The organism is Agromyces mediolanus (assembly GCF_014648575.1).
In the GTDB taxonomy this organism is placed as follows: Bacteria; Actinomycetota; Actinomycetes; order Actinomycetales; family Microbacteriaceae; genus Agromyces; species Agromyces mediolanus.
Genome location: NZ_BMRJ01000007.1, coordinates 46,015 through 70,733 on the forward strand (window position 1 = coordinate 46,015; position 24,719 = coordinate 70,733).

Here is a 24,719-nt window from a genome sequence, read left to right on the forward strand (position 1 = left end):
CGACCACGGCCATCTCGACCGAAGGAGACCCGGTGAACACCGCTACGCACGATCGCCCCGTCCGACCGCGTTTCGCCGACGCCGACCTCGCACTGCTCGTGCTGCGGCTCGTGGCCGGCGTCGTGTTCTTCGCACACGGGTTCCAGAAGGCGTTCATCTTCACGATCCCCGGTGCGAGCGCGGCATTCGCCGAGATGGGCGTGCCGTTCGCCGCGGTGGTCGCGCCCGTGCTCGCCATCGTCGAGCTCGCGGGCGGCGCTCTGCTCGTGCTCGGGGTGCTGTCGCGGCCCGTCGCCGCGTTCCTCGCTCTGAGCATGCTCGGCGCGGCCGTGTTCGGGCACCTCGGCTCGGGCTTCTGGGTGGAGGACGGCGGCTACGAGTACGTCGCGGTCCTCGCCGCCGTCGCCGGGGCGATCGCCATCGCGGGCCCCGGACGGTACGCGCTGTCGCGCGCGGTGCTGCCCGAGCGCGCCGCGGCGCTCGTCGGCTGAGCAACGCGCTCGTCGACGACCCGCCGGCGCCGGGCGGTGTCGGCGGACGCCTCCGCCCGACCGGGCGGCGGCCGGCGCGGAGGCCCGCACGGGGCCGCCGCCGAACAGGGAGGAAACGAGTTGGAACTCGAATCGAAAGCGGTCATCGTCAGCGGCGGCGCCCGCGGACTGGGGGAGGTCTACGCCAGAGGGATCGTCGAGGCCGGCGGGTCCGTCGTCATCGGCGACCTCCTCGAGGCCCAGGGGCGGGCCGTCGCGGACGAGCTCGGCGATCGCGCGCGTTTCGTGCGACTCGACGTCACGCAGCCCGAGTCCTGGGCCGAAGCGGTCGCCGTGGCGGAGCGCGAGTTCGGCGCCCTGCACGGACTCGTGAACAACGCCGGCATCTCCGCGCCCAGCGTGCCGGTCGTCGAGGAGTCGCTCGAGTCGTTCCGCCGGGTCATCGAGACGAACCTCGTCGGCGTCCAGCTCGGCATGCAGCACGCGGTGCCCGCGATGCGTCGCGCCGGCGGCGGCTCCATCGTGAACATCTCCTCGATCGCCGGGATCGTCGGCATGGCGGCGTCGGGCTCCTACGGCGCGGCCAAGTGGGCCGTGCGCGGGCTCTCGAAGGTCGCCGCGGTCGAACTCGCCGCAGAGCGGATCCGGGTCAACTCGGTCCATCCCGGCGTGATCTTCACGCCGATGACGGCGCCCACCGGCGTCACCATCGGCGAGGGCGGCTACCCGCCGGCGGCGATGGGACGGGTCGGCGAGCCCGAGGAGCTCGTCGGTGCGGTGGTGTACCTCCTCAGCGATCGCGCGAGCTACACGACCGGCTCGGAGCTCGTCGTCGACGGCGGGCACACCGCGGGACCCTCGGGCGCCTCGCTCGCCCTGGGCTTCCAGCGCTAGCTCAGAGCCGGGCGGGGGAGCGCCCCGCCCGGCCCGGTCGCCTCACCCGTCCGATGCCGCTGCGACCGCGTTCGCCGCGACCAGGACCGCCCCGAGGCTGGCCCCGAGTACGGAGGCGCCGCGGCCGGCGGCCCAGCGCACTCCCGCGGGATGGCGGAACTCGAGGAGCGTGAGCGCGTCGCTGTCCTGCCCGTGTCCGAGGCTCGTCTGATGGAGTCCGAGCACCTCGACCTCGATGCCGAGCTCGGCGAGCGCCGCGACCAGCGCCTCGACCGGGCCGTCGCCGTCGCTCACGCGTTCGGTCCGCTCCCCGTCCCGATCGAGCACGATGCGGGTCTGCGTGCGCCCGTCCGCCTCGCCGATCTCGTAGCCACCGAGCTCGACCGCCATGGGCGCGTCCGCGCCGCCGAGGTACACCTCCTCGAAGAGCGCCCAGAGCCTCGTCGCATCGAGCTCGTCGCCGGACTCGTCCGCCAGCCGTTGCACGTGCCGGGCGAAGTCGATCTGCAGCCGCCTCGGCAGCTCGAGGCCGAACTCCCGCTCGAGCACGTAGGTGGCGCCGCCCTTGCCCGACTGCGAGTTCACCCGGATGACCGCGTCGTAGCTGCGCCCGAGGTCGGCGGGATCGACCGGGAGGTACGGCACGCGCCACGGGATCTCCCGCTCCGGCCGCCCCTCGGCCTCGGCCCTGGCGCGATGCTCGGCGAAGCCCTTCCGGATCGCGTCCTGGTGCGTCCCGCTGAACGCCGTGTGCACGAGGTCGCCGGCGTAGGGATGCCTCGGGTGCACCTCGATCCGGTTGCAGTACTCCACGGTGCGGCGGATCTCGTCGAGCTCGGAGAAGTCGATCATCGGGTCGACCCCCTGGGCGTGCAGGTTGAGCGCGAGGGTGACGAGGTCGACGTTGCCCGTGCGCTCACCGTTGCCGAAGAGGCATCCCTCCACCCGCTGCGCGCCCGCGAGCACGGCGAGCTCCGCGCACGCGACGCCCGTGCCCCGGTCGTTGTGCGGATGCACGGAGAGGATGACGCCGTCGCGCCGGGCCAGGTTCCGGTGCATGTACTCGATCTGGTCGGCGTAGACGTTCGGCGTCGCGATCTCGACGGTCGCCGGCAGGTTCAGGATCACCGGCCGCTCGGGACTCGCGTCCCACAGCCGCGTCATGGCGTCGCAGACCTCCAGGGCGTAGTCGGGCTCCGTGAGGTTGAACACCTCCGGGGAGAACTCGAAGCGCACGTTCGGCAGCGCGCCGGCGAGCTCGAGGACATCGCGGCCGCCCCCGAGGATGAGCTCGAGCAGCTGGGCCCGGTCGCGGCCGAGCACGAACTCGCGCCAGATCGGCGCGGTCGCCGTGTAGAGATGGATGACGACGGGGTTGCGGATGCCTCGGATGGACTCGACCGTGCGCTCGATGAGCTCGCGGCGGGCCGGGGTGAACACCACGATCGTCACGTGCTCGGGGGCGAGCTCGGTTTCGGCGATGAGGCGCACGAAGTCGTAGTCGGTCTGAGAGGCGGAGGGATAGCCGACCTCGATCTCGGTGTACCCCATGGCCACCATGAGCTCGAAGAAGCGGCGCTTGCGCTCGGGGTCCATCGGCTCGGCGAGGGCCTGGTTGCCGTCGCGGAGGTCGACCGGCACCCAGAGCGGGGCGGCGGTGAGCTGCCGGGCCGGCCAGGCTCGGTCGACGAGCGGGAGCTCGACGCGCTCGGTGACGGCGCGGTAGCGATGGGACGGCATCTGCGAGCGCCGTTGGCGGTTCCAGTGCGGTGCATCCGCCGGCACGGGGCCGGCGGGGGAGTCGAAGCGGCCGAACGGATTCGGGGCGGCGGGGGTGGTCGGTACGGCGATGCCGGTCATGGCGGGTCCTTCTGGCTCATCGGAGTCGACCGGCACGCGAAGCGGCTCCACGTCGGGGAGCCGGCCAGGCTAGGCCCCGACGTGGCGGCGAAGGAGGAGGCCGCGCGCGAACATGGCTAGACTGTACCACGACTCCTCAGACAAGTAGAGAGGCGAGTCGATGGAACAGGTGAAGCGGGCCCCGCTCGCAGACCAGGCGGCAGAGCTCATCCTCGAGCGCATCCGCACCGGCGAGTGGGAGCTCGGGCAGAAACTGCCCGGCGAGACGACCCTCGCCCCGCAACTCGGCGTCGGCCGTTCGACGGTCCGGGAGGCCATCCGCCAGCTCGCCGGACGGGGCGTCCTCGCCTCCAGGCAGGGCGCCGGCGTCTTCGTCACGGCGCTCGACGCGCCCGAGGAGTGGGACGCGGTGCTCCGCCGAGCCGACCTCGTCTCGGTCATCGAGGCGCGCATCGCGATCGAGGCGGAGGCCGCCGCGCTCGCCGCGGAGCGCCGCACACCGAGCGACCTCCGCGCTATCCGCCGCGCCCTCGACGATCGCGCCGCGAACCGGGCCGACGTCGAGGCGCACGTCGACGCCGACACGCGCTTCCACCGCAGCATCGTCGCCGCCGCGCACAACCCGATCCTCGCGGAGCTGTTCGACGGCTTCACCCCGCGGATGCGGCAGGCGATGGTCGACATGCTGCGCCTGCGCGGCGAGTTCGGCGACGACGCCGACCACGGCGCGCACGAACGGCTGGCCGAGCGCATCGCCGAGCGCGACGGCGACGGCGCGGCGCGCGAGAGCCGCAGCCACCTTGGCGCGATGAAGGCGGCGCTCGCGTGACGGCACCGGTGCTGCAGCTCGCCGGCGTGACCTTCCGCCGCGACGGGCGGCAGATCCTCGACGGCATCGACCTCCGCGTCGAGCAGGGGGAGCGCTGGGCGCTGCTCGGGCCGAACGGTGCGGGCAAGAGCACCATCCTCGGTTTCTGCGGCGCCGTCACCTTCCCGAGTTCCGGGACCGTCGACGTCCTCGGCGCCCGGCTCGGCCGCGTCGAGCTGCAGGAGCTCCGCCGGCACATCGGGCATGTGAACCCGAGGCATCCGCTCCGCTCCAGGCTCACCGTCACGCAGGTCGTGCTCACCGGGCTCACCGCCACCATCGAGACGCCGATGCGCTGGGTTCCGACGCCCGAACAGCTCGACGCCGCCCGCCGGGTGATCGCGGAGCTCGGCCTCGACCACCGGCGCGACGCGATCTGGCCGACGCTCTCCCAGGGCGAACGGGGGCGCGCGCTCATCGCGCGAGCCCTCATCGCAGAACCGAGCCTGCTGCTCCTCGACGAGCCCACGACGGGCCTCGACGTGGCCGCGCGCGAGCAGTTCCTCGAGACGGTCGACGCGCTGGCCGAGCGCGCGCCGCAGCTGTCCACCATCCTCGTCACCCACCACCTGGAGGAGCTCCCGGAGACCACGACCCACGCGATCGCGATCTCGCACGGGGCGACCGTGGCGTCCGGGCCGGTCGCCGAGGTCGTCACGACCGAGGTGATCTCGCGGGCCTTCGAGCATCCGATCGTCGTGGGCCACGACGGCGGACGCTGGTCGGCCCGCGCCGCGCGGGTGCGCTGATCGCGCGACGGCGCGGACCGCCCGGATGCCTCAGCGCCGGGCGGCCGCGCCGAGGAACGGCGCCGGGTCGAAACGTCCGTTCAGCGCCCGGAAGCGGGAGGCGCGCTCCGGCCAGATCACCGTCAGCCTCCCGGAGCGCGGATCCACGTACCGGTTGCCGCAACCGGCCGCCCACACGGTGCGCGCCGCCATCCGTTCGATGCGCGCCGTGTAGGCGGCTTCCGCCTCCGGCGACACCTCGAGCGCCCCGCCGTGCCTGCGCAGGTGGTCGAGTGCGCCGAGCACGTAGTCGATCTGGGCCTCGATCACCTCGAACGCGGAGTGGTGGCCGAGCGCGGCGTTCGGCCCGTCGAGGACGAACAGATTGGGGAACCCGGAGACGACCACGGAGGCGTAGCTCGTCATCCCGTCGCGCCAGTGCTCGTCGAGCGAGCGTCGCCGGGCGCGGATCAGTCGTGCGAACGGCGGGCGCACCGTCTCGAAGCCCGTCGCCAGGATCAGCGCATCGAGGCGGTACTGCGCGCCGGACGCCGCCAGCGCCGTACGCCCGTCGTCCGCGATGCCGGCGAGCGCGCTCGCTTCGAGCGTCACGTCGTCGCGGGCGAGCGCCGGATAGAACCGGTCGCTGAAGACCGCGCGCTTGCAGCCGATCTCCGCGGTCGGGGCCAGGCGCCGCCGGAGCTCCTCGTCGGCGACCTGGCGGCGGAGGTGCTCGCGCGCACGTCGTGCGAGTGCGGCCCCCTCGGGCGAGCCCCGCAGCCTCGCGGCGAAGAGGCCCTCCGCCTGCGCCGCGAGCTCCCGCCTCGAGGGGCGCGGCTCGGACGGGGCGTAGGCGGCGTCCTCGCGGGGCAGCACCCAGGCGGGCGTGCGTTGGAAGACGATGAGCCGAGCCGCCCGCCCGGCGAGCTCGGGCACCAGCTGGACGGCGCTCGCCCCGGTCCCGACGACGCCGACGCTGCGGCCCTCGAGCTCGGGAGCGGTCCAGTTCGCCGAGTGCGCCACGGGGCCGGCGAACCCATCGAGTCCGGCGACGTCCGGCATCCGCGGCTCGCTCAGCCGCCCCGCCGCCATCACGAGCGCCCGGCTCCGCACCGTGCCGGTCGACGTGCGAAGCAGCCAGCACCCGCGCTCCTCCAGCCACTCCGCCCGTTCGAGCGCCGTGCCCAGGCGGAGGTGCGCGTCGACCCCCTCGGCGACCACCGTGGCGTCGAGGTACTCGAGCAGCTCGGCCCCGGGGGCGAAGCGTCGCGTCCAATCCGGCTTCGGGCGGAACGAGTACTCGTAGAGGTGGCTCGGGATGTCGCAGGCGACGCCCGGGTAGACGTTGTCGCGCCAGGTGCCGCCGATGCGCTCGGCCCGCTCGAGCACCAGGAAGTCGCGGATCCCCGCCCTCCGGAGCCTCGCGGCCATGCCGATCCCCGCGATGCCGGCGCCCACGATCACCGCTTCGCGGATCGGCGCGCTGTCCACGGTCATCTCGTCCCGTAGTCGGTCGTGCGTTCGCGCACCGGGCGTCCGAGCTCGCCGGCGAGGGCCTCGGCGTCCGTCGTCGTCAGTCGGCGTCCCGACTCCGGGGCCGGCGCCCCGCGTCCCGGGACGAGCAGTCCGCCGAGGTCGTCCGCCCCGCCCGCGAGGGCGAGCTGCGCCGCGCGGAAGCCGAGCTTCGGCCAGGCGGCCTGCACATGGTCGACGCTGCCGCTCAGCACCAGCCTCGACACCGCGACGACCGCCCGCACCTCCCGGAGCGACGGCCCCGGGCGCGCGCCGGCGACCGGTACCGGCGAATCCGCGGGCACCCACGGCATCGGGATGAACTCGGTGAACCCGCCGGTCTCGCGCTGGATGCCGGCGATCCGCCGCAGGTGGGCCAGTTGCTGCGTCGGCGTCTCGACGTGCCCGAACACCATCGTCGCGGTCGAGCGGAGCCCCGCGCCGTGCGCCGTGCGGATCGCGCGCTCCCACTCGGCCGACGAGATCGCACCGCCCCCGCTCAGCGCGGCCCGCACCGGGTCGTCCAGGATCAGCGCGCCCGTCCCGGGGACGGTGTCGAGCCCCGCCCTCCGGAGCCGCCGCAGCCACGCGTCGAGCGGGGTCCCCGCACGATGCGCCGCGGCCAGCAGCTCGCCGGGCCGGAACGCGTGCAGATGCACCGGCCCGCCCCGCTTGACCGCCATGACGAACGACTCGACGTCGCCGCCCGCGACCTCGCCCTGTGCGCAGATCTCGGTGACCCCGAGTTCGACGGCCTCGGCGACCGCGGCGCTGAGCGCGGCCTCGGTCCAGGCGACGGCCGGGTCCAGGTTCTGGTTGACGACGTAGCTGACCTCGTCGCCGACGGAGCGGCGACGCACCTCGTCGGCGACGGCGGCGAGCGCGTCGAGATCGTCGCCCTCCGCGTGCAGCAGCGCCAGGTACTCGGCGTCCTCGAGGTCGGCGGGGTCGGCGAGGGCCCGGCGCAGCACCGCGTCGAGCCAGGCATCGCGGCGCGCGAGCCCGGACGCGCTCGCGAGCCCGAGCACCGCCGGGGCGAGGCGGTCGTCGAGCCAGTCGCCATCCGGCAGTCCGTCCGCACCTCGATCTCCACGGGAGGCGCGGACGTATTCGGGATGAGCGGTCAGCCGTTCGCGCAGCACGAAGCCCTGCGCGGCGGTGAGCCGTGCGAGTTCCTCGATCTGCGGCCAGGGGCGCTCGGGATTCACGTGGTCCGGGGTGAGCGGGCTGACCCCGCCCCAGTCGTCGACGCCGGCGCGGAGCAGCAGCGCGAGTTCCGGCTCGTCGGTGAGGTTCGGCGGCGCCTGGAGCCGCATCGACGGGCCGAGCAGGAGCCTGGTCACCGCGACCGCCGCGGCGTACTCCTGCGTCGCGAGGTCCGCGGTGTCCCGCATCGCAGTCGACGGCTTGGCCCGGAAGTTCTGCACGATCACCTCCTGCACGTGGCCGAAGCGCTCATGGAGTTCGCGGAGCGCCACGACGGCGTCGACGCGCTCGGCCGGGGTCTCGCCGATCCCGAGCAGGACGCCGGTCGTGAAGGGGATGCGGGCCCGCCCCGCGTCCTCGATGACTCGGAGCCGGAGAGCGGGGTCCTTGTCCGGCGATCCGTAGTGCGCGGCTCCGCGGGTCTCCCACAGGCGGCGCGACGTCGTCTCGAGCATCATCCCCATCGACGGGGCGACCGCGCGCAGCCGCTGCAGCTCCGCCCAGCTCATCACCCCGGGGTTCAGGTGGGGGAGCAGCCCGGTCTCGTCGAGGATGCGACGGGCGACGGTCGCGACGTAGTCGAGCGTCGAGGAGTGCCCGTGGGCGTCGAGCCAGTCGCGGGCTTCCGGCCAGCGGTCCTCCGGACGGTCGCCCAGGGTCAGCAGCGCCTCCTTGCAGCCGAGCTCGGCGCCGGCGCGCGCGATCTCGAGCACACGGTCCTCGTCGAGGAACATCGTCTCGCCGGCGCGGGCGAGCTGGCGGGGCGTCTCGACGAAGACGCAGTAGTGGCAGCGGTCCCTGCACAACCGTGTGAGCGGGATGAAGACCTTCCGGGAGTAGGTGACGACGCCGGGGCGGCCGGCCGCGCGGAGGCCGAGGTCGCGCACCGCGCCGGCGGCGGCGAGCAGGCGATCGAGGTCTTCGCCGCGGGCGTCGAGCAGGAGTTCGGCGTCGGCGCGGCCGGGCGGCCGGACGGCGTCGAGGCGGTGGAGCGCGCCGTCGAGGGCGGCGGAGCGCTCGGGGGAACGCAGGAGCGGGACGGGCGTGGGCACGTGACCTCCGGTCGTGTCGCGGATGCGGCGGCTGGCGCACGGGCGCGCCGCGCCCGATGCGAATCGGACGGGCCGCGCGCTCGCCAACCCCGGCGAACGCGTCCCGGCGGCCCAGCTCCGGGCCGGAGAACGTCTCGGGGGCAGCCTAGCCGAGCCGATGCCGCGTCGGCACGACGCGGATGCCGCGTACCCTTGGAGGGTGACGAACTCGAGCGACTCCACCACGACCCCCGTGCGCCGACCGCAGGTCCGCCCGGCGACCGAGGGCTGGGAGCAGAAGAAGGGCCCCGACGGGCGTCCGATGCTCCAGTTCGCCTCGCCCAAGCGCGGCAAGCCTCCGGTGCACCTCGCCGACCTCGCGCCGGCCGACCGCAAGGCCCACGTCGCGGAGCTCGGCTTTCCCGGCTACCGGGCTGCGCAGCTCGCGACGCACTACTTCGTGCACCACACGAACGACCCGGCCGAGATGACGGACCTGCCCGCCGCGTCGCGCGAGGAGCTCGTCCGGGCCGTGCTGCCGCCGCTGCTCACCGAGGTGCGCCGATTCACGACCGACAACGGCGACACCATCAAGTTCCTCTGGAAGCTGCACGACGGCGCCCTCGTCGAGTCGGTGCTCATGCGCTATCCGGGCCGGATCACCCTCTGCGTCTCGAGCCAGGCCGGATGCGGCATGAACTGCCCGTTCTGCGCCACGGGGCAGGCGGGCCTCACCCGCAACATGTCGGCGGCGGAGATCGTCGAGCAGGTCGTGCTCGCGAACGCGGCGCTCGCCCGTGGGGAGCTCGGCGGCCGGAAGCACGGCGACCACACGCCCGACCGGGTGTCGAACATCGTGTTCATGGGCATGGGGGAGCCGCTCGCGAACTACGCCCGGCTGATGCAGGCGGTGCGCACGATGCTCGCCCCCGCGCCCGACGGTCTCGGCATGTCCGCGCGCGGCATCACCGTGTCGACCGTGGGCCTCGTGCCCGCCATCCGCAAGCTCGCCGCCGAAGACCTGCCCGTGACCTTCGCGCTCAGCCTGCACGCGCCCGACGATCAGCTCCGCGACGAGCTCATCCCCGTGAACTCCCGCTGGAAGGTCGACGAGGCGCTCGACGCGGCCCGCGAGTACTTCGAGAAGACCGGACGACGTGTCTCGATCGAGTACGCGCTGATCAAGGACATGAACGACCACGGATGGCGCGCCGACCTGCTCGCCGAGAAGCTCAACGAGCGCGGCCGCGGCTGGGTGCACGTCAACCCGATCCCGCTGAACCCGACGCCCGGCTCCATCTGGACGGCCTCGGAGTCCGAGGTGCAGCAGGAGTTCGTGCGCCGGCTGGAGGCCGCCGGCGTGCCGACGACGATCCGCGACACCCGCGGCAAGGAGATCGACGGCGCCTGCGGGCAGCTCGCGGCGGCCGACGGCTGAGGCGCGCGGGCGGCCGATCGGCTCAGCGGATGAGGAACTGCACGAGTGCGCCGATCGCCGTCAGCACGATGAGGGCGAGCAGCCCCCAGCGGCGGGCGACGACGGCGAGTCGTGCGGTCGACATGCGGCGTCGTCGTCGACGCGGCCTCGGGGGCGTCGGGGTCTCGCTCATGGCAGCGGAGTCGCTCCCACGAGGCTGAAGAAGGTGCGGTCGCGGTAGACGAGCGGCGTCGCGGCCGGGCCCAGGCGCACCTCGACGACCTCGGCGAGCACGAGCGTGGAGCTGCCGACCGGGGTGCGCTCGAGGATGCGGCAGCGGAGTGCGGCCGGGGCATCCGGCAGCCAGGGTTCACCGCTCTCGAAGCGCGACCAGCCCTGCTCCGTCGTGAAGCGCGGTGCGCCCGATCGGGCGAAGACCTCGGCGATCCCGGCCTGGTGCTCGCCCAGCAGGTGCACGACGACGCCGTCGGTGCCGAGCAGCGCACCCGCGGATCCGGTCGCCCGGGTGACGGAGAAGGACAGCACCGTCGGGTCGAGCGCGACCGAGGCGACCGAGGAGGCGGTGAGTCCGACGGGGCCGGTCGCGCTCGCGGCGGTGATGAGGGCGACGCCGGCGGGGTGGTGTCGGAACGCGAGCTTGTAGGCGTCGACGAGCTCGGGCGCCTCGCTCATTCGTGCGCCTGCGGGGGGAGTGCAGCGACCACAGGGTGATCGTAGGCGATCATCCCGACCTTGGCGGCGCCGCCGGGCGAGCCGATCTCGTCGAAGAACTCGACGTTCGCCTTGTAGTAGTCGGCCCACTCGTCGGGCAGGTCGTCCTCGTAGTAGATCGCCTCGACGGGACAGACGGGCTCGCAGGCGCCGCAGTCGACGCACTCGTCGGGGTGGATGTACAGCGATCGCTCGCCCTCGTAGATGCAGTCGACCGGGCATTCGTCGATGCACGCCTTGTCCTTGACATCGACACAGGGCAGGGCGATCACGTACGTCATGCCTCCACCGTAAGACTTCAAGTACGCTTGAAGTCAAAACGGAGCGAGGGGACGCACATGACGCAGCAGGCGGAGCCGGGCTCGGCGGCCCCGGCGCACCACGAGCCCGACGAGCTCCTCACGATCGGTGAGATGAGCCGGCGCACCGGCGTCGCCGCCTCCGCGCTGCGCTTCTACGAGGACCTCGGGCTCATCGCCTCGGTGCGCACCGCCGGCAACCAGCGCCGCTATCCGCGCCACATGCTGCGCCGGGTCTCGCTCATCGCGGTCGCGAAGCGGCTCGGGCTCCCGCTCTCCGATGTGCAGGAGGGCTTCGGCGACGTGCCGCTCGATCGCACCCCCAGTCACGAGGAGTGGCAACGCGCGTCGCGGCAGTGGAAGCGGCGGCTCGTCGAGCGCCGTCGCGGGCTCGAGCGACTCGAGCGCGAGCTCACGGGATGCATCGGCTGCGGCTGCCTCTCGATGAAGGCGTGCGCCCTCCTGAACCCCGACGACGCGCTCGGTGAGGACGGCGCCGGCCCGCGCCGCCTCGATCCCGAGCTCGAGCGCGACGACGCGGATGCCGATCGCGACTCCGACGAGATCGGCGCCCGGGCGGGCGACTGACCCCGCGATCCGACCCCCGAACGGGGGTATTTCACATGGGTTTCCCAGGAAACCCGGAGGGGTCGTGGAGTAAAGCTCGCAAAACTACCCACTTCGCTCCGGCGACCCCCTGTACCCGAGACGATGAATCGCGCCGCGGTGCCCAGCACACCGAGGACGCACGTGAGAGACATGCAGAACCAGAACCGCGAGAACACCCCCACCACAACTTCAGAGCAGCTGCCGAGCCGGGCCGAGCGCCGTCGGGCCCGCGGGCACCGCACCCGCTACTTCCTCGCCGCCGGCGCGGTCGTCGCCGTCGGCGCGATGGTCGGAACCGGCTTCGCCGTCCAGTCGGCCTTCGCCGCGCAGAGCGATCGCGTCGCCGAGACCTCGGCCCTCGCCGAAGCGGCGAACCTCGACGTCGAGCAGCTCAGCGCGCACGGCGGGATCCTTTCCGCGCGCGCCGTCAAGACCGCGCAGGACACCCTCTCGGTGGCGCACGACACGATCGCGTCCGCCCAGGGCAAGGTCGACGCCGCGGCACTCAGCACGTCCGTCGCGACCCTCGGCCAGTACGAGCTCCTCGCTCCCGAGCGGGTGTTCGAGCTCGCCGCCGAGACGAACGCCGCGAGCACCGCCGTGGCGGGTCAGGTCGCCGAGTTCGATCGCGTCGCGGCCGAGCAGGCCGCGGCCGAGGCAGCGGCGAAGGCGGCCGCAGAGGCCGCAGCCGCTGAGGCCGCCTCGAGCTCGGGATCGAGCTCCAGCGAGTCGTCCTCCCGCCCCTCGGCGCCGGCGAACCCGAGCGAGGCCCAGGCGATCGCCCGCGACATCATGGCGTCCGAGCACGGCTGGGGCGACGACCAGTTCGGCTGCCTCGTCGAGCTCTGGAACCACGAGTCCGGGTGGCGCACGAACGCCGCGAACCCGAGCGGCGCCTACGGCATCCCGCAGGCACTGCCCGGCAGCAAGATGGCCGCGTTCGGCGCCGACTGGGAGACGAACCCCGCGACGCAGATCCGCTGGGGCCTGTCCTACATCTCCGGCCGCTACGGCACGCCGTGCGGCGCATGGGACTCGTTCAACGCCAAGGGCTGGTACTGACCACCCGCTGAGCGACACGCGGGCCGGGGCGAATCGCCCCGGCCCGTTCGCGTCCCCGGGCAGAATGGGCTCGTGCCGCGCACCGTCGATCTCGTCCGGGCCGTCGTCGCCCCGCTGACCCGCACCTCCGTGTTCCGTGCCGCCGCGCCCGCGGTCCTGCCCCGCCTCGAACGGCTGCTCGCCCGTCTGACCGGGCGTCGCGTGCAAGTGAGCGCGCTTCTGGTGCCCTCGCTCGTCCTGCGGACGACGGGCGCGCGCAGTGGGGCGATCCGGGAGACGGAGCTGATGTACACGCCCGACGGCCACGGTCGGGCGATCGTCGCGGGCACGAGCTTCGCGAGGCAGCGGCATCCGGCCTGGACCTACAACCTGCTGGCCCACCCGGAGGCCGAGATCCTCGTCCGCGGCCGGGCGATGCGGGTGCGGGCGCTCCCGGTCGCCGACGTCGACCGGGACGAGGCCTGGGCCCTCATCGAGCGCCAGTGGCCGGGGTATCGCGGCTACGAGCGCGAGTCGGGGCGGGTCGTGCGACTGTTCCGTCTGCAGCCGGTGCGGTAGCGTCGCAGGCATGGCCTCCGACGCGGTCGTCCTCACCGTCCCCGGCCCGCACGGCGATCGCGACGTGCGGATCTCCAGTCCCGGCCGCGTGCTCTGGCCCGAACCGGGCATCACGAAACGCGAGCTCGCCGAGTACCTCGTCGCGGTCGGCGAGGCGTTCGTCGCCGCGAACGGCGACCGGCCGGTGTCGCTGCAGCGCTTCCCCGAGGGCATCGAGGGCGAGCAGTTCTACTCCAAGAACCCGCCGAAGGGGGCGCCGGAGTGGGTGCGCGCCGTGCCGGTCACGTACCCGAGCGGCCGCAGCCATCCCCAGCTCGTGATCGACGAGCCGGCGGCCGCCGTGTGGGCGGCGCAGATGAACACGATCGTGTTCCACCCCTGGGCGTCGCGCGCGGAGGACAGCGACCACCCCGATCAGCTGCGCATCGACCTCGACCCGCAGCCGGGCACCGGCTTCGCGGAGGCGGTGCCCGCGGCGCTCGCGCTCCGGGAGCTGCTCGCCGAGCTCGGCCTCACCGGCTTCGTCAAGACGAGCGGCAACCGGGGCATCCACGTCTTCGCGCCGATCCGGCCGGAGCACGAGTTCCTCGAGGTTCGGCACGCGGTCATCGCGCTCGCACGCGAGCTGGAACGACGGATGCCGGACCGGCTCACCACCGCGTGGTGGAAGGAGGAGCGCGGGGAGCGGGTGTTCATCGACTTCAACCAGGCCAACCGCGACCGCACCATGGCCGGCGCCTACAGCCCGCGAGCGCTTCCGCACGCGGCCGTCTCGTGCCCGCTCGAGTGGGACGAACTCGAGCACGTCGATCCCGCGTCGCTCACCGTGCGCACGGTGCCCGAGCGCCTCCGCGCGGTCGGCGACCCCTGGGCGCGGATGCACGAGGCGCCGGGCGATCTCGCGCCGCTCCTCGAATGGTGGCAGCGCGATCTCGACCACGGGCTCGGCGAGCTCCCGTTCCCGCCGGACTTCCCGAAGATGCCGGGAGAGCCGCCGCGCGTCCAGCCGAGCCGGGCCAGGAAGCCCGAGCCGGGGGAGTAGCGGCCGCTCAGGCGATCGAGGTGCGGCGCAGCCTCGCGTTCGCCCGCGGGTCGCCGTGCACCTCGCGGTGCAGCCGCTCCATGCGGGCGTCGAGCTCGGAGGCGGTCCGCGCGGCGTCGGTGAGGCCGTCGAGGAGCTCCTGCGGCACCTGCCGGTCGTACTTGTAGTAGATCTTGTGCTCGAGGCTGGCCCAGAAGTCCATCGCGATCGTGCGGATCTGCACCTCGACGACCACCGGGTGGGCCCCGGTGGAGAGGAAGACGGGCACCTCCACGATGACGTGCAGGCTCTGGTAGCCGTTCGGCTTCGGCTCGGCGATGTAGTCCTTGACCTGCAGCACGCGGATGTCACGCTGCGCGACGAGCAGCTCGTAGATGCGGTAAGCGTCGGAGACGAAGCTGCAGGTGACGCGGACCCCGGCGATGTCCGTGATCGTCTGGCTGATGGCGTCGAAGCTCGGTTCGACGCCCTTGCGCGCCATTTTCTCGATCACGCTGTCGAGCGACTTCAGCCGGCTCGAGATGTGCTCGATGGGGTTGTAGTCGTGGGCCTGGTTGAACTCCTCGCGCAGGATGGAGAGCTTGGTGATGACCTCGTCCATGCCGAACTTGTAGCGCTGCATGAACCGCTCGGTCTCGTCGCGGAGCGCGCGCATCTCCTCGAGCGTCTGTCCGTCGATCGTGTCGAGTGCGCGCTGCGCGCGGTCGGTCAGCATCGGCGACTCGGGCGCTCCGGATGCCGAGGGCGCCGTGATCGGAACCGGCAACGGCACCGGGGCGGAGTCGAACGGGCTGCTCTCGGTTGAGGTCACGGCCTCACCATACGGAGCGAACCTCGGGATCTGCTTTGACCGCGTCGAGATAGCGCCATCCGTCGGGGCGACGCACGAAACGGCTGCGCTCGTGCAGCTCCCCGCGGCCGTCGGCGTCGCGGAAGACGGCGCGGAACTCCACGATGCCGGTGTCGTCGTCCGGCCCGCCGTCGACGACGTCGATGACGACGAGCCGGCGCCACTCGGTGGCGTCGTCGAGGACCAGCTCGCGAGGTCGCGTCGAGGGGTCCCAGCTGCACAGCAGATAGCCGATATCGCTGAGAGCGAACGCCGTGTAGCGGGAGCGCATGAGGGCGACGGCGGTCGAGGGCGCCGAGCCGCCGTCGAGTGCGGGACCGCAGCAGGTCCCGTACGCCCCGTTCCGGCAGGGGCACGGGGCGTCGGCTGGCAGCTGGAGGGTGGCCCGGTTCGGCATCCCTCCAGTATCGCGGCCGGGCGTCGTGCACACCGTCTGCTCAGGGAGAGCTGAGGAACTGTTCAGAAACGCCGTGCAGAGTGGCTGACTTGTGCCGGCCCTCGGGATCCCCCGAACACCGACCCGCCGGCGCAGCACCTCTATGCGAACCAGTACTCAGAACCCCCACGCCCAGACCAGCCCCCGAACCCCCGACGCCCGCCCGACGCGTCGCTCGCTGCGCGCCCGTCGGACCGGCCGGCGCCGCCTGATCGTCGTCGCCGGCGCGATCGTCGCCGTCGGCCTCGTCGCCGGCACCGGCCTCGCCGTGCAGGGCGCGGCCGACAGTGCGCAGCGGATCGCCGCGACCGACGCGCTCGGCGCCCAGAACTCGCTCGATTCCAGCCAGCTCGGCGCGTACGCCGGCGTGGCCAAGGCGCGCGCCCAGGGCAGCGCCAAGGACACCCTCGCCGTCGCGAACGCGACGCTCACGGCGGCCGACGGCAAGGTCGACACGAGCGGCCTGGCCGCCGCCGTCGCCTCGCTCGGCGACTACGAGGACCTGCCGATCGACGAGATCGTCGGACTGACCGCGCAAACGCGCGCCGAGGCCGAGAAGACCCGCGCCCTCGCGGACGAGCACGACCGCGTCCTCGCGGAGCAGGCCGCCGCGCTCGCGCGGGCGAACACCCCGGACGGCGCCCGCGCCACCGCGCGCGAGCTCGCCGCGTCGCAGTACGGCTGGGGCGAGGGCGAGTTCCAGTGCCTGTCGAACCTGTGGCAGAAGGAGTCCGGCTGGTCGTACACGGCCTACAACGCCTCGAGCGGGGCGACCGGCATCCCGCAGGCCCTGCCGGGCAGCAAGATGGCGAGCGCCGGAAGCGACTGGGAGACGAACGCGGCCACCCAGATCGCCTGGGGCCTCGACTACATCAAGCGCGGCTACGGCTCGCCGTGCTCCGCCTGGGGGCACTCCCAGTCCGTGAACTGGTACTGAGTCGGGTCCCGCTCAGCTCGAGCGCGACTCGAGGAGGTGGCGTCGATCGGGATGCCGATCGAACCACTCCTCCACGTACCAGCAGCTCGGCACGATCCGGGCGCCGCTCGTCGCCTCCACGTCGTCGGCCGCGAACTCCACGAGCTCGGCCGCGAGGCCCGAGCCCCGGTAGGGCGGATTCGTGAAGGTCCGGACGAAGGCGATCGAATCGCCGAGCCGCCGGTAGTCGAGGACGCTCGCCAGTTGGCCGTCGACGCGGAGCGCGTAGCGGTCCTGCTCGGGTTCGTGACGGATCTCGGTTGCCATGCCTTCAGGCTACGCCGCTCAGAGCGGCCGCTCGCCGCGCAGGCGCTCGAGCTCGCGCCGGTCGCGCTTCGTGGGGCGGCCGGCTCCGCGGTCCCGCACCGGGAGCTGCGCGGTCAGTTCGCGCGGCGGCCGCGGCGGCGTCCGGTCTTCGAGCGCGGCCGCCGCGAGCGGTGCGCTCACCCGCTTCACGAGGATGCCCCGGACGACGAGGATGCGGTCGAAGCCCTCGATGCGGACCCGGATCTCGTCGCCTGCTCGAACTGATTGCGCCGCCTTCGCGCGCTCGCCGTTCAGGCGCACGTGCCCGGCCCGGCAGGCCGCCGTCGCAGCGGAGCGGGTCTTGAACTGCCGCACGGCCCAGAGCCAGGCGTCGATGCGGGCGGTGTCGGGAGCGGGCACCCGCCCAGCCTACGTCGCCCTCCGGCGCGGAGTGCGAGATGCTGGACGGGTGAGCGGAACGAGCGGCGACGCGTGGGTCGAGGGTCCCGACGGGGCGAGGTACTGGGGCAGGTTCGGCGCGGCCGGACTGCTCATCATGAGCCCCGAGCGCGAAGTGCTGCTGCAGCACCGCGTCGAGTGGAGCCACTTCGGCGGCACCTGGGGCATCCCGGGCGGCGCCCGGCACGAGCACGAATCGGCCGTCGACGCCGCCGTCCGGGAGGCTGGCGAGGAAGCGGGCGTGCCCGCCGGGCTGGTGGAGGTGCGCTTCACCTCCGTGCTCGATCTCGGCTACTGGTCGTACACGACGGTCGTGGCGGCGGCCAGCCGCCGCTTCGACCCGGTCATCGCCGACCCGGAGAGCCTGGAGCTGCGGTGGACGCCGATCCCGGCGGTCGCCGAGCTCCCGCTGCACCCGAGGTTCGCCGAGGCCTGGCCGGGGCTCTCGTCCCAACTCTGAGTCGCGGGCTTCGCGCCGCGCTGGGCGTTCGGCCGACGCGGTCGGCGGCCGTCGCTAGGATCGGACGCGTGACGGGGGAGCGCGACGGGCAGGTGAGCAGGCGGGTCTGGACGATCCCGAACGTGCTCAGCATGCTGCGCCTCGCGCTCGTCCCGGTCTTCCTCGTGCTGCTCGTGCTGGGCGAGTACGTCGGCGCGCTCGTCGTGCTCGTGGTGGCGAGCCTCAGCGATCTCGCCGACGGCTATCTCGCGCGTCGGCTGAACCAGGTCACCCGGCTCGGCCAGCTGCTCGATCCCGCCGCCGACCGGCTCTACATCTTCGCGGCGCTGCTCGGGCTCGCCGCGGGCGGCCTCGTTCCCTGGTGGATCGTCGTGGTCATCGTCGCGCGCGACGTCTTCCTGCTGATCCTCGGCGTCGTGCTCGCGAGCCACGGCTACGGTCCGCTGCCGGTGCACCAGCTCGGCAAGGTCGCGACCTTCGCGCTCTTCTTCGGCCTGCCGGTGATCATGCTCGGGCTGGCGTTCCCCTCCGTCCAGCCGGTCAGCGAGCCCGTCGGCTGGGCGATCACGCTGTGGGGCGCGTTCCTCTACTGGTGGGCCGGGATCATCTACGCGATCGAGACCGCGCGCGCAGTGCGTGCCGCGCGGGTGGCGCCGCGGCCCTGATCCGATACGCTGGATGCGGGAGGTACGCCGTGGCGGACAACGACAACTCGCAGGGCTCGCAGCCGACGACCAACACCTCGTCGAACGAGCTCGGCGGCAACGCGAACGACACCACCATCGGGTTCAGCCGGGAGGCGGCGGCGCAGCTCGCCGCGCTCGATACCGACGTGACGCCCGAGGAGCAGGAGGCGATCAACGCGCTTCCCTCCGGGTCGGCTCTGCTGATCGTCCGCCGTGGCCCGAACAGCGGCGCCCGGTTCCTCCTCGACACCGAGGTGACGACGGTCGGCCGCCACCCCGACGCCGACATCTTCCTCGACGATGTGACCGTCTCGCGCAAGCACGCGGAGTTCGTGCGGCACCGCACGGCGTTCGAGGTGAAAGACCTCAGCTCGCTGAACGGCACCTACTACGACGGCGTGCGCATCGAGACGGCGCTGCTCGCCGACGGGGCCGAGGTGCAGATCGGCAAGTTCCGCCTCACCTTCTACGCTTCGCGCCGCGACCTGGTGCCGGCGAGCGGCGAGTGACCCCCACCGCGGCATCCGCGGGTGCGAGCGGCCGTGCGCCGCTCCTGGGCATCGGGCAGGTTCTCGCCCGCCTCCAGCCGGAGTTCCCGGAACTGACGCCGTCGAAGCTCCGATTCCTCGAAGAGCGCGGCCTCGTCACGCCCGCGCGGACCGCGGCCGGGTATCGCAAGTTCGCCGAGGCCGACATCGAGCGGATCACGGTCGTGCTCTCGCTGCAGCGCGACCAGTACCTCCCGCTCAAGGTCATCCGCGAGCACCTCGACGCGATCGACCGCGGTGAGACGCCCGCGCTCCCCGGTGCGACGAGCGCCGCGGTGCACCTCGGCGGCGCCCGACGCCTGAGCCGGCGCGAACTCGTCGAGGCGGCCGGTGCGACGCGCCAACTGCTCGACGAGGCGATCGCGGTCTCGCTCCTCGTGCCGGCGGAGGTCTACGGCGACGACGCCCTCACGCTGCTGCGCTCGCTCGTGGCCCTGCGGGCCGTCGGCATCGAACCTCGGCACCTCCGCGGCGTCCGCGTGGCGGCCGAGCGCGAAGCAGCGCTCATCGAACGCGCGATCACGCCGGAGCGCCGCACGGATCCGGCCGGCAAGGCGCGCTCCGGAGAACGGGCGCGCGAGCTAGCCGCCGAGCTCGAGACGGTGCACGAGCTGGCCCTGCGAGCGGCCGTCGCGCGGCTCTCGCACTGAGCCGACGCGACACGCCGTGACGTTCGGCCCGATGTGTTTGGCGCCGACCCCCGGGGTCGGTAGCGTGGGAGTCGTCCGGCCGTGGAACGGCCAGAGTGAGGGGTGACGGATGAGCGAGCTCGATCGGAGCGAACGCGCACGGTACGACCTCGGCCTGCTGTTCACCGACGGACTCCCCGAGCACGACGAGGGCACCGGCTACCGCGGGGCCATCGCCGCCCGCGCCGCCGGCATCAGCTATCGGCAGCTCGACTACTGGGCCCGCACGCAGCTCGTCGAGCCGACCGTCCGCGGGGCGGCCGGGTCCGGCTCGCAGCGGCTCTACGGCTTCCGCGACATCCTGGTGCTGAAGCTCGTCAAGCGCCTGCTCGACACCGGCATCTCCCTGCAGCAGATCCGCACCGCGGTCACCCAGCTGCGCGAGTCGGGCGTGCACGACCTGGCCCAGACGACCCTCATGAGCGACGGCGCGAGCGTCTACCTCTGCACCTCTGACGACGAGGTCATCGACCTCGTGAACCGCGGGCAGGGCGTGTTCGGCATCGCCGTCGGCAAGGTGCTCCGCGAGGTGGAGTCGACCCTCGTCGAGCTGGACACCCAGCCGTCCGACCCGATGGACGAGCTCGCCGCCCGCCGCGGGGCGAAGACGCGCAAGATCTCCTGATCCCGCCGCGCGCCGATCAGGTGCGCACCGGCAGGGTCACCCGCCGGATCAGGCGGACGGCGCCTCGAGCTCGGGTCGCGGCACCGCACCGGTCGCGATCGGCGTCGCCGCGGACTCGGGGGCACCGGGGTCGCCGATACGGGCGGCCCGAAGCACGCGGTCGAGCAGCTGATCGAAGTTCGCCGACATCTCCTCGGCGCTCTCACCGGGCCACATGTGCAGCGGCTTCGCCGCGCCCTGCGCCTGCTGCAGCGAGGTGCGCTCGGGCAGCTGCGGGCTCAGCACGAGGGGGCCGAACATGTCGCGCAGCTCCTTGATGCGGAACTGGTGCTCGAGCGACTGCACGCGCGCCCGGTTCACGATGATGCCGAGGGGCTGCAGCCGGGGGGAGAGGCCGCGGCGGATCTCCTCGATCGCCCGCAGGGCGCGGTCGGCAGCAGCCACGGAGAACAGCCCGGGCTCGGTGACGACGGCGACGCGGTCGCTCGCGGCCCACGCGGTGCGGGTGAGCGCGTTTAGCGAGGGCGCGCAGTCGATGAGGACGAGCTCGTAGTCGGCCTCGACGTTCGCGAGCGCCTCCTCGAGCTTCCAGATGTCGCGGATCGACGGGTGCGGGCCGTCGAAGTTGATGGCGGACGGGCTGCCGATCATGACGTCGATCGTGGACTGCGGGTTCTGCCTGGCCCACCCGCTCGGCGCGATCGCCGAGCGGACGATCTTCTCCTTGGGGGAGGCGAGGACGTCGGCGACGTTCAGGTGGCCGGCGACCTGGATGTCCATGCCTGTGGACACGTCTGACTGCGGGTCGAGGTCGACGACGAGGGTCCGGATGCCTCGGGCGAACGCCGCAGAGGCGAGACCGAGCGTGACCGTCGTCTTGCCGACGCCGCCCTTGAGGGAGCTGACCGAAAGAACGTGCACGAACAGATACGTTACCGTTATGACTCGATGGATTGCTCAGCGTTCGCTGTGCGCGTCCGCAGCCCGCTGACCGAGAGGCCTGCATGTTCACGAAGATCCTGGTTGCGAATCGTGGCGAGATCGCCATCCGCGCGTTCCGCGCGGCGAACGAAGTGGGTGCGAAGACCGTCGCGGTCTACCCCTACGAGGACCGCAATTCGCTGCATCGTCTGAAGGCCGACGAGGCGTACCAGATCGGTGAGCCGGGCCATCCGGTCCGCGCCTACCTCGACATCTCGGAGATCATCCGGGTGGCGAAGGAGTCGGGCGCCGACGCGATCTACCCGGGCTACGGCTTCCTCTCCGAGAACCCCGAGCTCGCCCAGGCCGCGGCCGAGGCCGGCATCGCCTTCATCGGGCCGCCGAAGCAGGTGCTCGAGATGGCCGGCAACAAGGTCACGGCGAAGGAGCACGCGATCGCCGCCGGCGTCCCCGTGCTGAAGTCGACCCCGCCCTCGCGCGACCTCGACTGGCTGGTCGGCCAGGCCGAGAGCATCGGCTTCCCGATCTTCGCGAAGGCCGTCGCCGGCGGCGGCGGCCGCGGGATGCGTCGGGTGAACTCGCCCGAGGAGCTCCGTCCGGCGCTCGAGGAGGCGATGCGCGAGGCCGACAGCGCCTTCGGCGACCCGACGATGTTCCTCGAGCAGGCCGTGCTCCGGCCCCGTCACATCGAGGTCCAGGTGCTCGCCGACGCGAGTGGTGAGACCGTGCACCTCTTCGAGCGCGACTGCTCCGTGCAGCGGCGCCACCAGAAGGTCATCGAGATCGCTCCCGCGCCGAACCTGCCGGACGAGGTGCGGCAGTCGCTCTACCGCGACGCGATCGCCTTCGCTCGCTCCATCGGCTACGTGAACGCAGGAACGGTCGAGTTCCTGCTCGACACCGCGGGAGAGCGGGCCGGGGAGCACGTCTTCATCGAGATGAACCCCCGCATCCAGGTCGAGCACACGGTGACCGAGGAGGTCACCGACGTCGACCTCGTCGTGGCGCAGATGCGCATCGCCGCGGGGGAGACCCTCGGCGAGCTCGGCCTGCACCAGGACGAGATCCGCCTCCGCGGGGCGGCCCTGCAGTGCCGCATCACGACGGAGGACCCCACCTCGGGCTTCCGTCCCGACACGGGCAAGATCACGACCTACCGCTCGCCCGGCGGCGCCGGCATCCGCCTCGACGGCGGCACCGTGAACCCCGGCGCGCAGATCAGCCCGCACTTCGACTCGATGCTCGCGAAGCTCACCTGCCGCGGTCGCGACTACACGGCCGCCGTCGCCCGGGCGAAGCGCGCCCTCGCCGAATTCCGCATCCGCGGCGTCTCCACGAACATCCCCTTCCTGCAGGCCGTGCTCGACGACCCGGCGTTCGTCGCCGGCGACCTCAGCACCTCCTTCATCGACGAGCGCCCGCAGCTGCTGCGCGGCCGCGTCTCGAAGGACCGCGGCACCAAGATCCTGAACTGGCTCGCCGACGTCACCGTCAACCAGCCGAACGGGGCCGCGCCGATCTCGGTCCGCCCGGTCGACAAGCTGCCGAAGCTCGACCTCTCCCAGCCCGCTCCCGACGGCTCGCGCCAGCGGCTGCTCGAGCTCGGGCCCGCCGGCTTCGCTGCCGCGCTCCGCGCGCAGACTCCGCTCGCGGTCACCGAGACGACGTTCCGCGACGCCCACCAGTCGCTGCTCGCGACCCGCGTGCGCACGAAGGACCTGATCGCCGTCGCGCCGTACGTGGCCCGGCTCACCCCGCAGCTGCTCTCGGTGGAGGCCTGGGGCGGCGCGACCTACGACGTCGCCCTCCGCTTCCTCGGCGAGGACCCCTGGGAGCGGCTCGCCGCACTCCGGGAGTCGCTGCCGAACGTCGCGATCCAGATGCTGCTGCGCGGCCGCAACACGGTCGGCTACACGCCGTACCCCACCGAGGTCACCGACGCCTTCGTGCGCGAGGCCGCGTCGACGGGCGTCGACGTCTTCCGCATCTTCGACGCGCTGAACGACGTCGCCCAGATGCGTCCCGCGATCGACGCCGTGCTCGAGACGGGGCACTCGCTCGCCGAGGTGGCGCTCTGCTACACGGGCGACCTGCTCGACCCCGCCGAGGACCTCTACACGCTCGACTACTACCTGGGCCTCGCCGACGAGATCGTCGGCGCCGGCGCGCACGTGCTCGCGATCAAGGACATGGCGGGCCTGCTCCGCCCGGCCGCGGCGGCGAAGCTCGTCCGAGCGCTCCGCGAGCGCTTCGACGTGCCGGTGCACCTGCACACGCACGACACCGCCGGCGGCCAGCTGGCGACGCTCCTCGCCGCGTCCGAGGCGGGCGTCGACGCGGTCGACGTCGCCAGCGCGCCGATGGCGGGCACCACGAGCCAGCCGTCCGCCTCCTCGCTCGTGGCCGCGCTCGCGCACACCGAACGCGACACGGGGATCTCGCTCGACGCGGTCTCCGACCTCGAGCCCTACTGGGAGGCCGTGCGCCGCCTGTACCGCCCGTTCGAGTCGGGCCTGCCCGGTCCCACCGGCCGCGTGTACCACCACGAGATCCCCGGCGGCCAGCTCTCGAACCTGCGTCAGCAGGCGATCGCGCTCGGCCTCGCCGACGACTTCGAGCTCATCGAGGACATGTACGCGGCGGCGAACGACATCCTCGGCCGCGTGCCGAAGGTGACCCCCTCGTCGAAGGTGGTCGGCGACCTCGCCCTGCACCTCGCCGCGGTCAAGGCCGACCCGGCCGACTTCGCCGCGAACCCCGAGAAGTACGACATCCCCGACTCGGTCGTCGGCTTCATGGCGGGCGAGCTCGGCGACCTCCCGGGCGGCTGGCCCGAGCCCTTCCGCTCGAAGGTGCTCGCCGGTCGCGACGTGCGCATCGGCGTGGCCGAGCTCGACGAGGCGCAGCGCGCCGCGCTCGAGGGCGACTCCGCCGGCCGTCGCGCGATGCTGAACACGCTGCTGTTCCCGGCGCCGACCCGGCAGTTCGAGCAGATCCGCGAGCTCTTCGGCGACCTCTCCGTCGTGGACACCGCCGACTACCTCTACGGGCTGCGCTCGGGCGCCGAGCACGTCATCGAGATCGACAAGGGCGTGCGGCTGTACGCGGGGCTCGAAGCGATCGGCGAGGCCGACGACAAGGGCATGCGCACCGTGATGACCATCCTGAACGGCCAGCTCCGTCCCGTCTTCGTGCGCGACCGCTCCATCACGGTGGACACCCGCGCCGCGGAGAAGGCGGACGCCTCGCAGCCGGGGCACGTCGCCGCGCCGTTCTCCGGCGTGGTCACCCTCCAGGTCGAGCCGGGCGCCGAGATCCAGGTCGGCCAGGCCGTGGCCTCGATCGAGGCGATGAAGATGGAGGCGGCGATCACCTCGCCGGTGGCGGGTGTGGTCGAGCGGGTCGCGATCCCGAAGACCCAGCAGGTCGAGGCGGGCGACCTGCTCGTCGTCGTCCGCCCCGCCTGAGTCGCGATACGCTGTCGCCGCCCACC

General features: G+C 72.8%; 26 protein-coding genes. 16 read left to right on the forward strand and 10 right to left on the reverse strand.

The features are described from left to right. The first annotated feature begins 32 nt into the window (after positions 1–32). Both IEY71_RS17470 and IEY71_RS17475 read left to right on the forward strand, forming a co-directional pair. On the forward strand, positions 33–491 hold the full coding sequence (locus IEY71_RS17470) for a DoxX family protein (protein WP_229781833.1): 459 nt from the start codon (positions 33–35) through the stop codon (positions 489–491). Between the two features lie 120 nt (positions 492–611). After that, positions 612–1,385, forward strand: a complete 774-nt coding sequence (locus IEY71_RS17475) for a glucose 1-dehydrogenase (RefSeq protein WP_189086666.1) — start codon at positions 612–614, stop codon at positions 1,383–1,385. A 42-nt stretch (positions 1,386–1,427) separates the two neighbouring features. On the opposite strand, the gene IEY71_RS17480 is transcribed toward IEY71_RS17475, so the two are convergent. Beyond that, the gene (locus IEY71_RS17480) at positions 1,428–3,245 is read right to left on the reverse strand and encodes a 2-isopropylmalate synthase (RefSeq protein ID WP_444541822.1); all 1,818 of its coding nucleotides are present in this window, start codon (positions 3,243–3,245) and stop codon (positions 1,428–1,430) included. Positions 3,246–3,405: 160 nt separating this feature from the next. Here IEY71_RS17480 and IEY71_RS17485 point away from each other — a divergent pair, with 160 nt between their 5' ends. After that, complete coding sequence (locus IEY71_RS17485; RefSeq protein ID WP_189086667.1) at positions 3,406–4,074, forward strand: FadR/GntR family transcriptional regulator; 669 nt, start codon at positions 3,406–3,408, stop codon at positions 4,072–4,074. Beyond that, positions 4,071–4,862, forward strand: a complete 792-nt coding sequence (locus tag IEY71_RS17490) for an ABC transporter ATP-binding protein (RefSeq protein ID WP_189086668.1) — start codon at positions 4,071–4,073, stop codon at positions 4,860–4,862. Before IEY71_RS17485 ends, IEY71_RS17490 begins: the two co-directional genes overlap by 4 nt. Before the next feature lie 30 nt (positions 4,863–4,892). Here the strand turns inward: IEY71_RS17490 and IEY71_RS17495 are convergent, their stop codons facing one another. Then, positions 4,893–6,338 (reverse strand): flavin-containing monooxygenase, encoded by a 1,446-nt coding sequence (locus tag IEY71_RS17495; RefSeq protein ID WP_189086669.1) that lies wholly within the window; start codon positions 6,336–6,338, stop codon positions 4,893–4,895. Further along, the gene (cofG, locus tag IEY71_RS17500) at positions 6,335–8,611 is read right to left on the reverse strand and encodes a 7,8-didemethyl-8-hydroxy-5-deazariboflavin synthase CofG (RefSeq protein WP_229781834.1); all 2,277 of its coding nucleotides are present in this window, start codon (positions 8,609–8,611) and stop codon (positions 6,335–6,337) included. The genes IEY71_RS17495 and cofG overlap by 4 nt, the downstream gene beginning before the upstream one ends. A gap of 199 nt (positions 8,612–8,810) precedes the next feature. On the opposite strand from cofG, the gene rlmN reads away from it, so the two are divergent. Further along, positions 8,811–10,028, forward strand: coding sequence for a dual-specificity RNA methyltransferase RlmN (rlmN, locus tag IEY71_RS17505; RefSeq protein ID WP_229781835.1), 1,218 nt, complete (start codon positions 8,811–8,813; stop codon positions 10,026–10,028). 168 nt (positions 10,029–10,196) lie between these two features. Here rlmN and IEY71_RS17510 read toward each other — a convergent pair whose 3' ends face one another. Both IEY71_RS17510 and fdxA read right to left on the reverse strand, forming a co-directional pair. After that, positions 10,197–10,700 (reverse strand): flavin reductase family protein, encoded by a 504-nt coding sequence (locus IEY71_RS17510; RefSeq protein WP_189086671.1) that lies wholly within the window; start codon positions 10,698–10,700, stop codon positions 10,197–10,199. Next, positions 10,697–11,020, reverse strand: a complete 324-nt coding sequence (gene fdxA, locus IEY71_RS17515) for a ferredoxin (protein WP_189086672.1) — start codon at positions 11,018–11,020, stop codon at positions 10,697–10,699. The genes IEY71_RS17510 and fdxA overlap by 4 nt, the downstream gene beginning before the upstream one ends. A 57-nt stretch (positions 11,021–11,077) precedes the next feature. Between fdxA and soxR the strand changes: the two genes are divergently transcribed. From soxR to ligD, 4 genes are all read left to right on the forward strand, one after another. Continuing rightward, complete coding sequence (gene soxR / locus IEY71_RS17520) at positions 11,078–11,626, forward strand: redox-sensitive transcriptional activator SoxR (protein WP_189086673.1); 549 nt, start codon at positions 11,078–11,080, stop codon at positions 11,624–11,626. Between the two features lie 171 nt (positions 11,627–11,797). Then, a complete protein-coding gene (locus IEY71_RS17525) occupies positions 11,798–12,709 on the forward strand; it encodes an aggregation-promoting factor C-terminal-like domain-containing protein (RefSeq protein ID WP_308426168.1) in 912 nt (303 codons plus the stop codon). A 72-nt stretch (positions 12,710–12,781) separates the two neighbouring features. Further along, positions 12,782–13,267: a nitroreductase/quinone reductase family protein gene (locus tag IEY71_RS17530; RefSeq protein ID WP_189086675.1), complete on the forward strand. Its 486-nt coding sequence runs from the start codon at positions 12,782–12,784 to the stop codon at positions 13,265–13,267. 10 nt (positions 13,268–13,277) lie between these two features. Then, positions 13,278–14,309 (forward strand): non-homologous end-joining DNA ligase, encoded by a 1,032-nt coding sequence (gene ligD / locus IEY71_RS17535; protein WP_189086676.1) that lies wholly within the window; start codon positions 13,278–13,280, stop codon positions 14,307–14,309. 7 nt (positions 14,310–14,316) lie between these two features. On the opposite strand, the gene IEY71_RS17540 is transcribed toward ligD, so the two are convergent. Together IEY71_RS17540 and IEY71_RS17545 are read right to left on the reverse strand one after the other, a co-directional pair. Next, positions 14,317–15,024 carry a GTP pyrophosphokinase gene (locus IEY71_RS17540; RefSeq protein WP_189086703.1) on the reverse strand — a complete coding sequence of 236 codons (708 nt, stop codon included), beginning with the start codon at positions 15,022–15,024 and terminating at the stop codon, positions 14,317–14,319. Between the two features lie 100 nt (positions 15,025–15,124). Next, the gene (locus IEY71_RS17545; RefSeq protein ID WP_189086677.1) at positions 15,125–15,556 is read right to left on the reverse strand and encodes a YchJ family protein; all 432 of its coding nucleotides are present in this window, start codon (positions 15,554–15,556) and stop codon (positions 15,125–15,127) included. A 142-nt stretch (positions 15,557–15,698) separates the two neighbouring features. On the opposite strand from IEY71_RS17545, the gene IEY71_RS17550 reads away from it, so the two are divergent. Further along, the gene (locus IEY71_RS17550) at positions 15,699–16,532 is read left to right on the forward strand and encodes an aggregation-promoting factor C-terminal-like domain-containing protein (RefSeq protein ID WP_189086678.1); all 834 of its coding nucleotides are present in this window, start codon (positions 15,699–15,701) and stop codon (positions 16,530–16,532) included. A gap of 12 nt (positions 16,533–16,544) precedes the next feature. Here the strand turns inward: IEY71_RS17550 and IEY71_RS17555 are convergent, their stop codons facing one another. Then, positions 16,545–16,838 (reverse strand): GNAT family N-acetyltransferase, encoded by a 294-nt coding sequence (locus tag IEY71_RS17555; protein WP_189086679.1) that lies wholly within the window; start codon positions 16,836–16,838, stop codon positions 16,545–16,547. 18 nt (positions 16,839–16,856) lie between these two features. Further along, positions 16,857–17,237 carry an RNA-binding S4 domain-containing protein gene (locus tag IEY71_RS17560; protein WP_189086680.1) on the reverse strand — a complete coding sequence of 127 codons (381 nt, stop codon included), beginning with the start codon at positions 17,235–17,237 and terminating at the stop codon, positions 16,857–16,859. A 49-nt stretch (positions 17,238–17,286) separates the two neighbouring features. Here IEY71_RS17560 and IEY71_RS17565 point away from each other — a divergent pair, with 49 nt between their 5' ends. The 5 genes from IEY71_RS17565 (at position 17,287) to IEY71_RS17585 (ending at position 20,284) form a co-directional block, all read left to right on the forward strand. Beyond that, complete coding sequence (locus IEY71_RS17565) at positions 17,287–17,736, forward strand: NUDIX domain-containing protein (protein WP_229781836.1); 450 nt, start codon at positions 17,287–17,289, stop codon at positions 17,734–17,736. 68 nt (positions 17,737–17,804) lie between these two features. Continuing rightward, positions 17,805–18,401 carry a CDP-alcohol phosphatidyltransferase family protein gene (locus tag IEY71_RS17570; protein WP_268243576.1) on the forward strand — a complete coding sequence of 199 codons (597 nt, stop codon included), beginning with the start codon at positions 17,805–17,807 and terminating at the stop codon, positions 18,399–18,401. 116 nt (positions 18,402–18,517) lie between these two features. Next, positions 18,518–18,931: an FHA domain-containing protein gene (locus IEY71_RS17575; RefSeq protein WP_189086705.1), complete on the forward strand. Its 414-nt coding sequence runs from the start codon at positions 18,518–18,520 to the stop codon at positions 18,929–18,931. Further along, a complete protein-coding gene (gene ftsR, locus IEY71_RS17580) occupies positions 18,928–19,620 on the forward strand; it encodes a transcriptional regulator FtsR (RefSeq protein WP_189086682.1) in 693 nt (230 codons plus the stop codon). Before IEY71_RS17575 ends, ftsR begins: the two co-directional genes overlap by 4 nt. Positions 19,621–19,729: 109 nt before the next feature. Further along, entirely contained in the window at positions 19,730–20,284 is a 555-nt protein-coding gene (locus tag IEY71_RS17585) for a MerR family transcriptional regulator (protein WP_189086683.1), read from the forward strand. 48 nt (positions 20,285–20,332) lie between these two features. Here the strand turns inward: IEY71_RS17585 and IEY71_RS17590 are convergent, their stop codons facing one another. Next, positions 20,333–21,205, reverse strand: a complete 873-nt coding sequence (locus IEY71_RS17590) for a ParA family protein (RefSeq protein ID WP_189086684.1) — start codon at positions 21,203–21,205, stop codon at positions 20,333–20,335. A gap of 83 nt (positions 21,206–21,288) precedes the next feature. Between IEY71_RS17590 and IEY71_RS17595 the strand changes: the two genes are divergently transcribed. Then, entirely contained in the window at positions 21,289–24,693 is a 3,405-nt protein-coding gene (locus IEY71_RS17595; RefSeq protein WP_189086685.1) for a pyruvate carboxylase, read from the forward strand. Positions 24,694–24,719: the final 26 nt, after the last annotated feature.

Excerpts from the sequence above, each read along its gene's own strand:
- IEY71_RS17480 (WP_444541822.1), bottom strand. The coding sequence starts at position 3,245 with ATGACCGGCATCGCCGTACCGACCACCCCCGCCGCCCCGAATCCGTTC.
- IEY71_RS17485 (WP_189086667.1), top strand. The coding sequence starts at position 3,406 with ATGGAACAGGTGAAGCGGGCCCCGCTCGCAGACCAGGCGGCAGAGCTC.
- IEY71_RS17495 (WP_189086669.1), bottom strand. The coding sequence starts at position 6,338 with ATGACCGTGGACAGCGCGCCGATCCGCGAAGCGGTGATCGTGGGCGCC.
- IEY71_RS17510 (WP_189086671.1), bottom strand. The coding sequence starts at position 10,700 with ATGAGCGAGGCGCCCGAGCTCGTCGACGCCTACAAGCTCGCGTTCCGA.
- fdxA (WP_189086672.1), bottom strand. The coding sequence starts at position 11,020 with ATGACGTACGTGATCGCCCTGCCCTGTGTCGATGTCAAGGACAAGGCG.
- soxR (WP_189086673.1), top strand. The coding sequence starts at position 11,078 with ATGACGCAGCAGGCGGAGCCGGGCTCGGCGGCCCCGGCGCACCACGAG.
- IEY71_RS17525 (WP_308426168.1), top strand. The coding sequence starts at position 11,798 with ATGCAGAACCAGAACCGCGAGAACACCCCCACCACAACTTCAGAGCAG.
- ligD (WP_189086676.1), top strand. The coding sequence starts at position 13,278 with ATGGCCTCCGACGCGGTCGTCCTCACCGTCCCCGGCCCGCACGGCGAT.
- IEY71_RS17540 (WP_189086703.1), bottom strand. The coding sequence starts at position 15,024 with ATGCTGACCGACCGCGCGCAGCGCGCACTCGACACGATCGACGGACAG.
- IEY71_RS17545 (WP_189086677.1), bottom strand. The coding sequence starts at position 15,556 with ATGCCGAACCGGGCCACCCTCCAGCTGCCAGCCGACGCCCCGTGCCCC.
- IEY71_RS17550 (WP_189086678.1), top strand. The coding sequence starts at position 15,699 with ATGCGAACCAGTACTCAGAACCCCCACGCCCAGACCAGCCCCCGAACC.
- IEY71_RS17555 (WP_189086679.1), bottom strand. The coding sequence starts at position 16,838 with ATGGCAACCGAGATCCGTCACGAACCCGAGCAGGACCGCTACGCGCTC.
- IEY71_RS17585 (WP_189086683.1), top strand. The coding sequence starts at position 19,730 with ATGAGCGAGCTCGATCGGAGCGAACGCGCACGGTACGACCTCGGCCTG.
- IEY71_RS17595 (WP_189086685.1), top strand. The coding sequence starts at position 21,289 with ATGTTCACGAAGATCCTGGTTGCGAATCGTGGCGAGATCGCCATCCGC.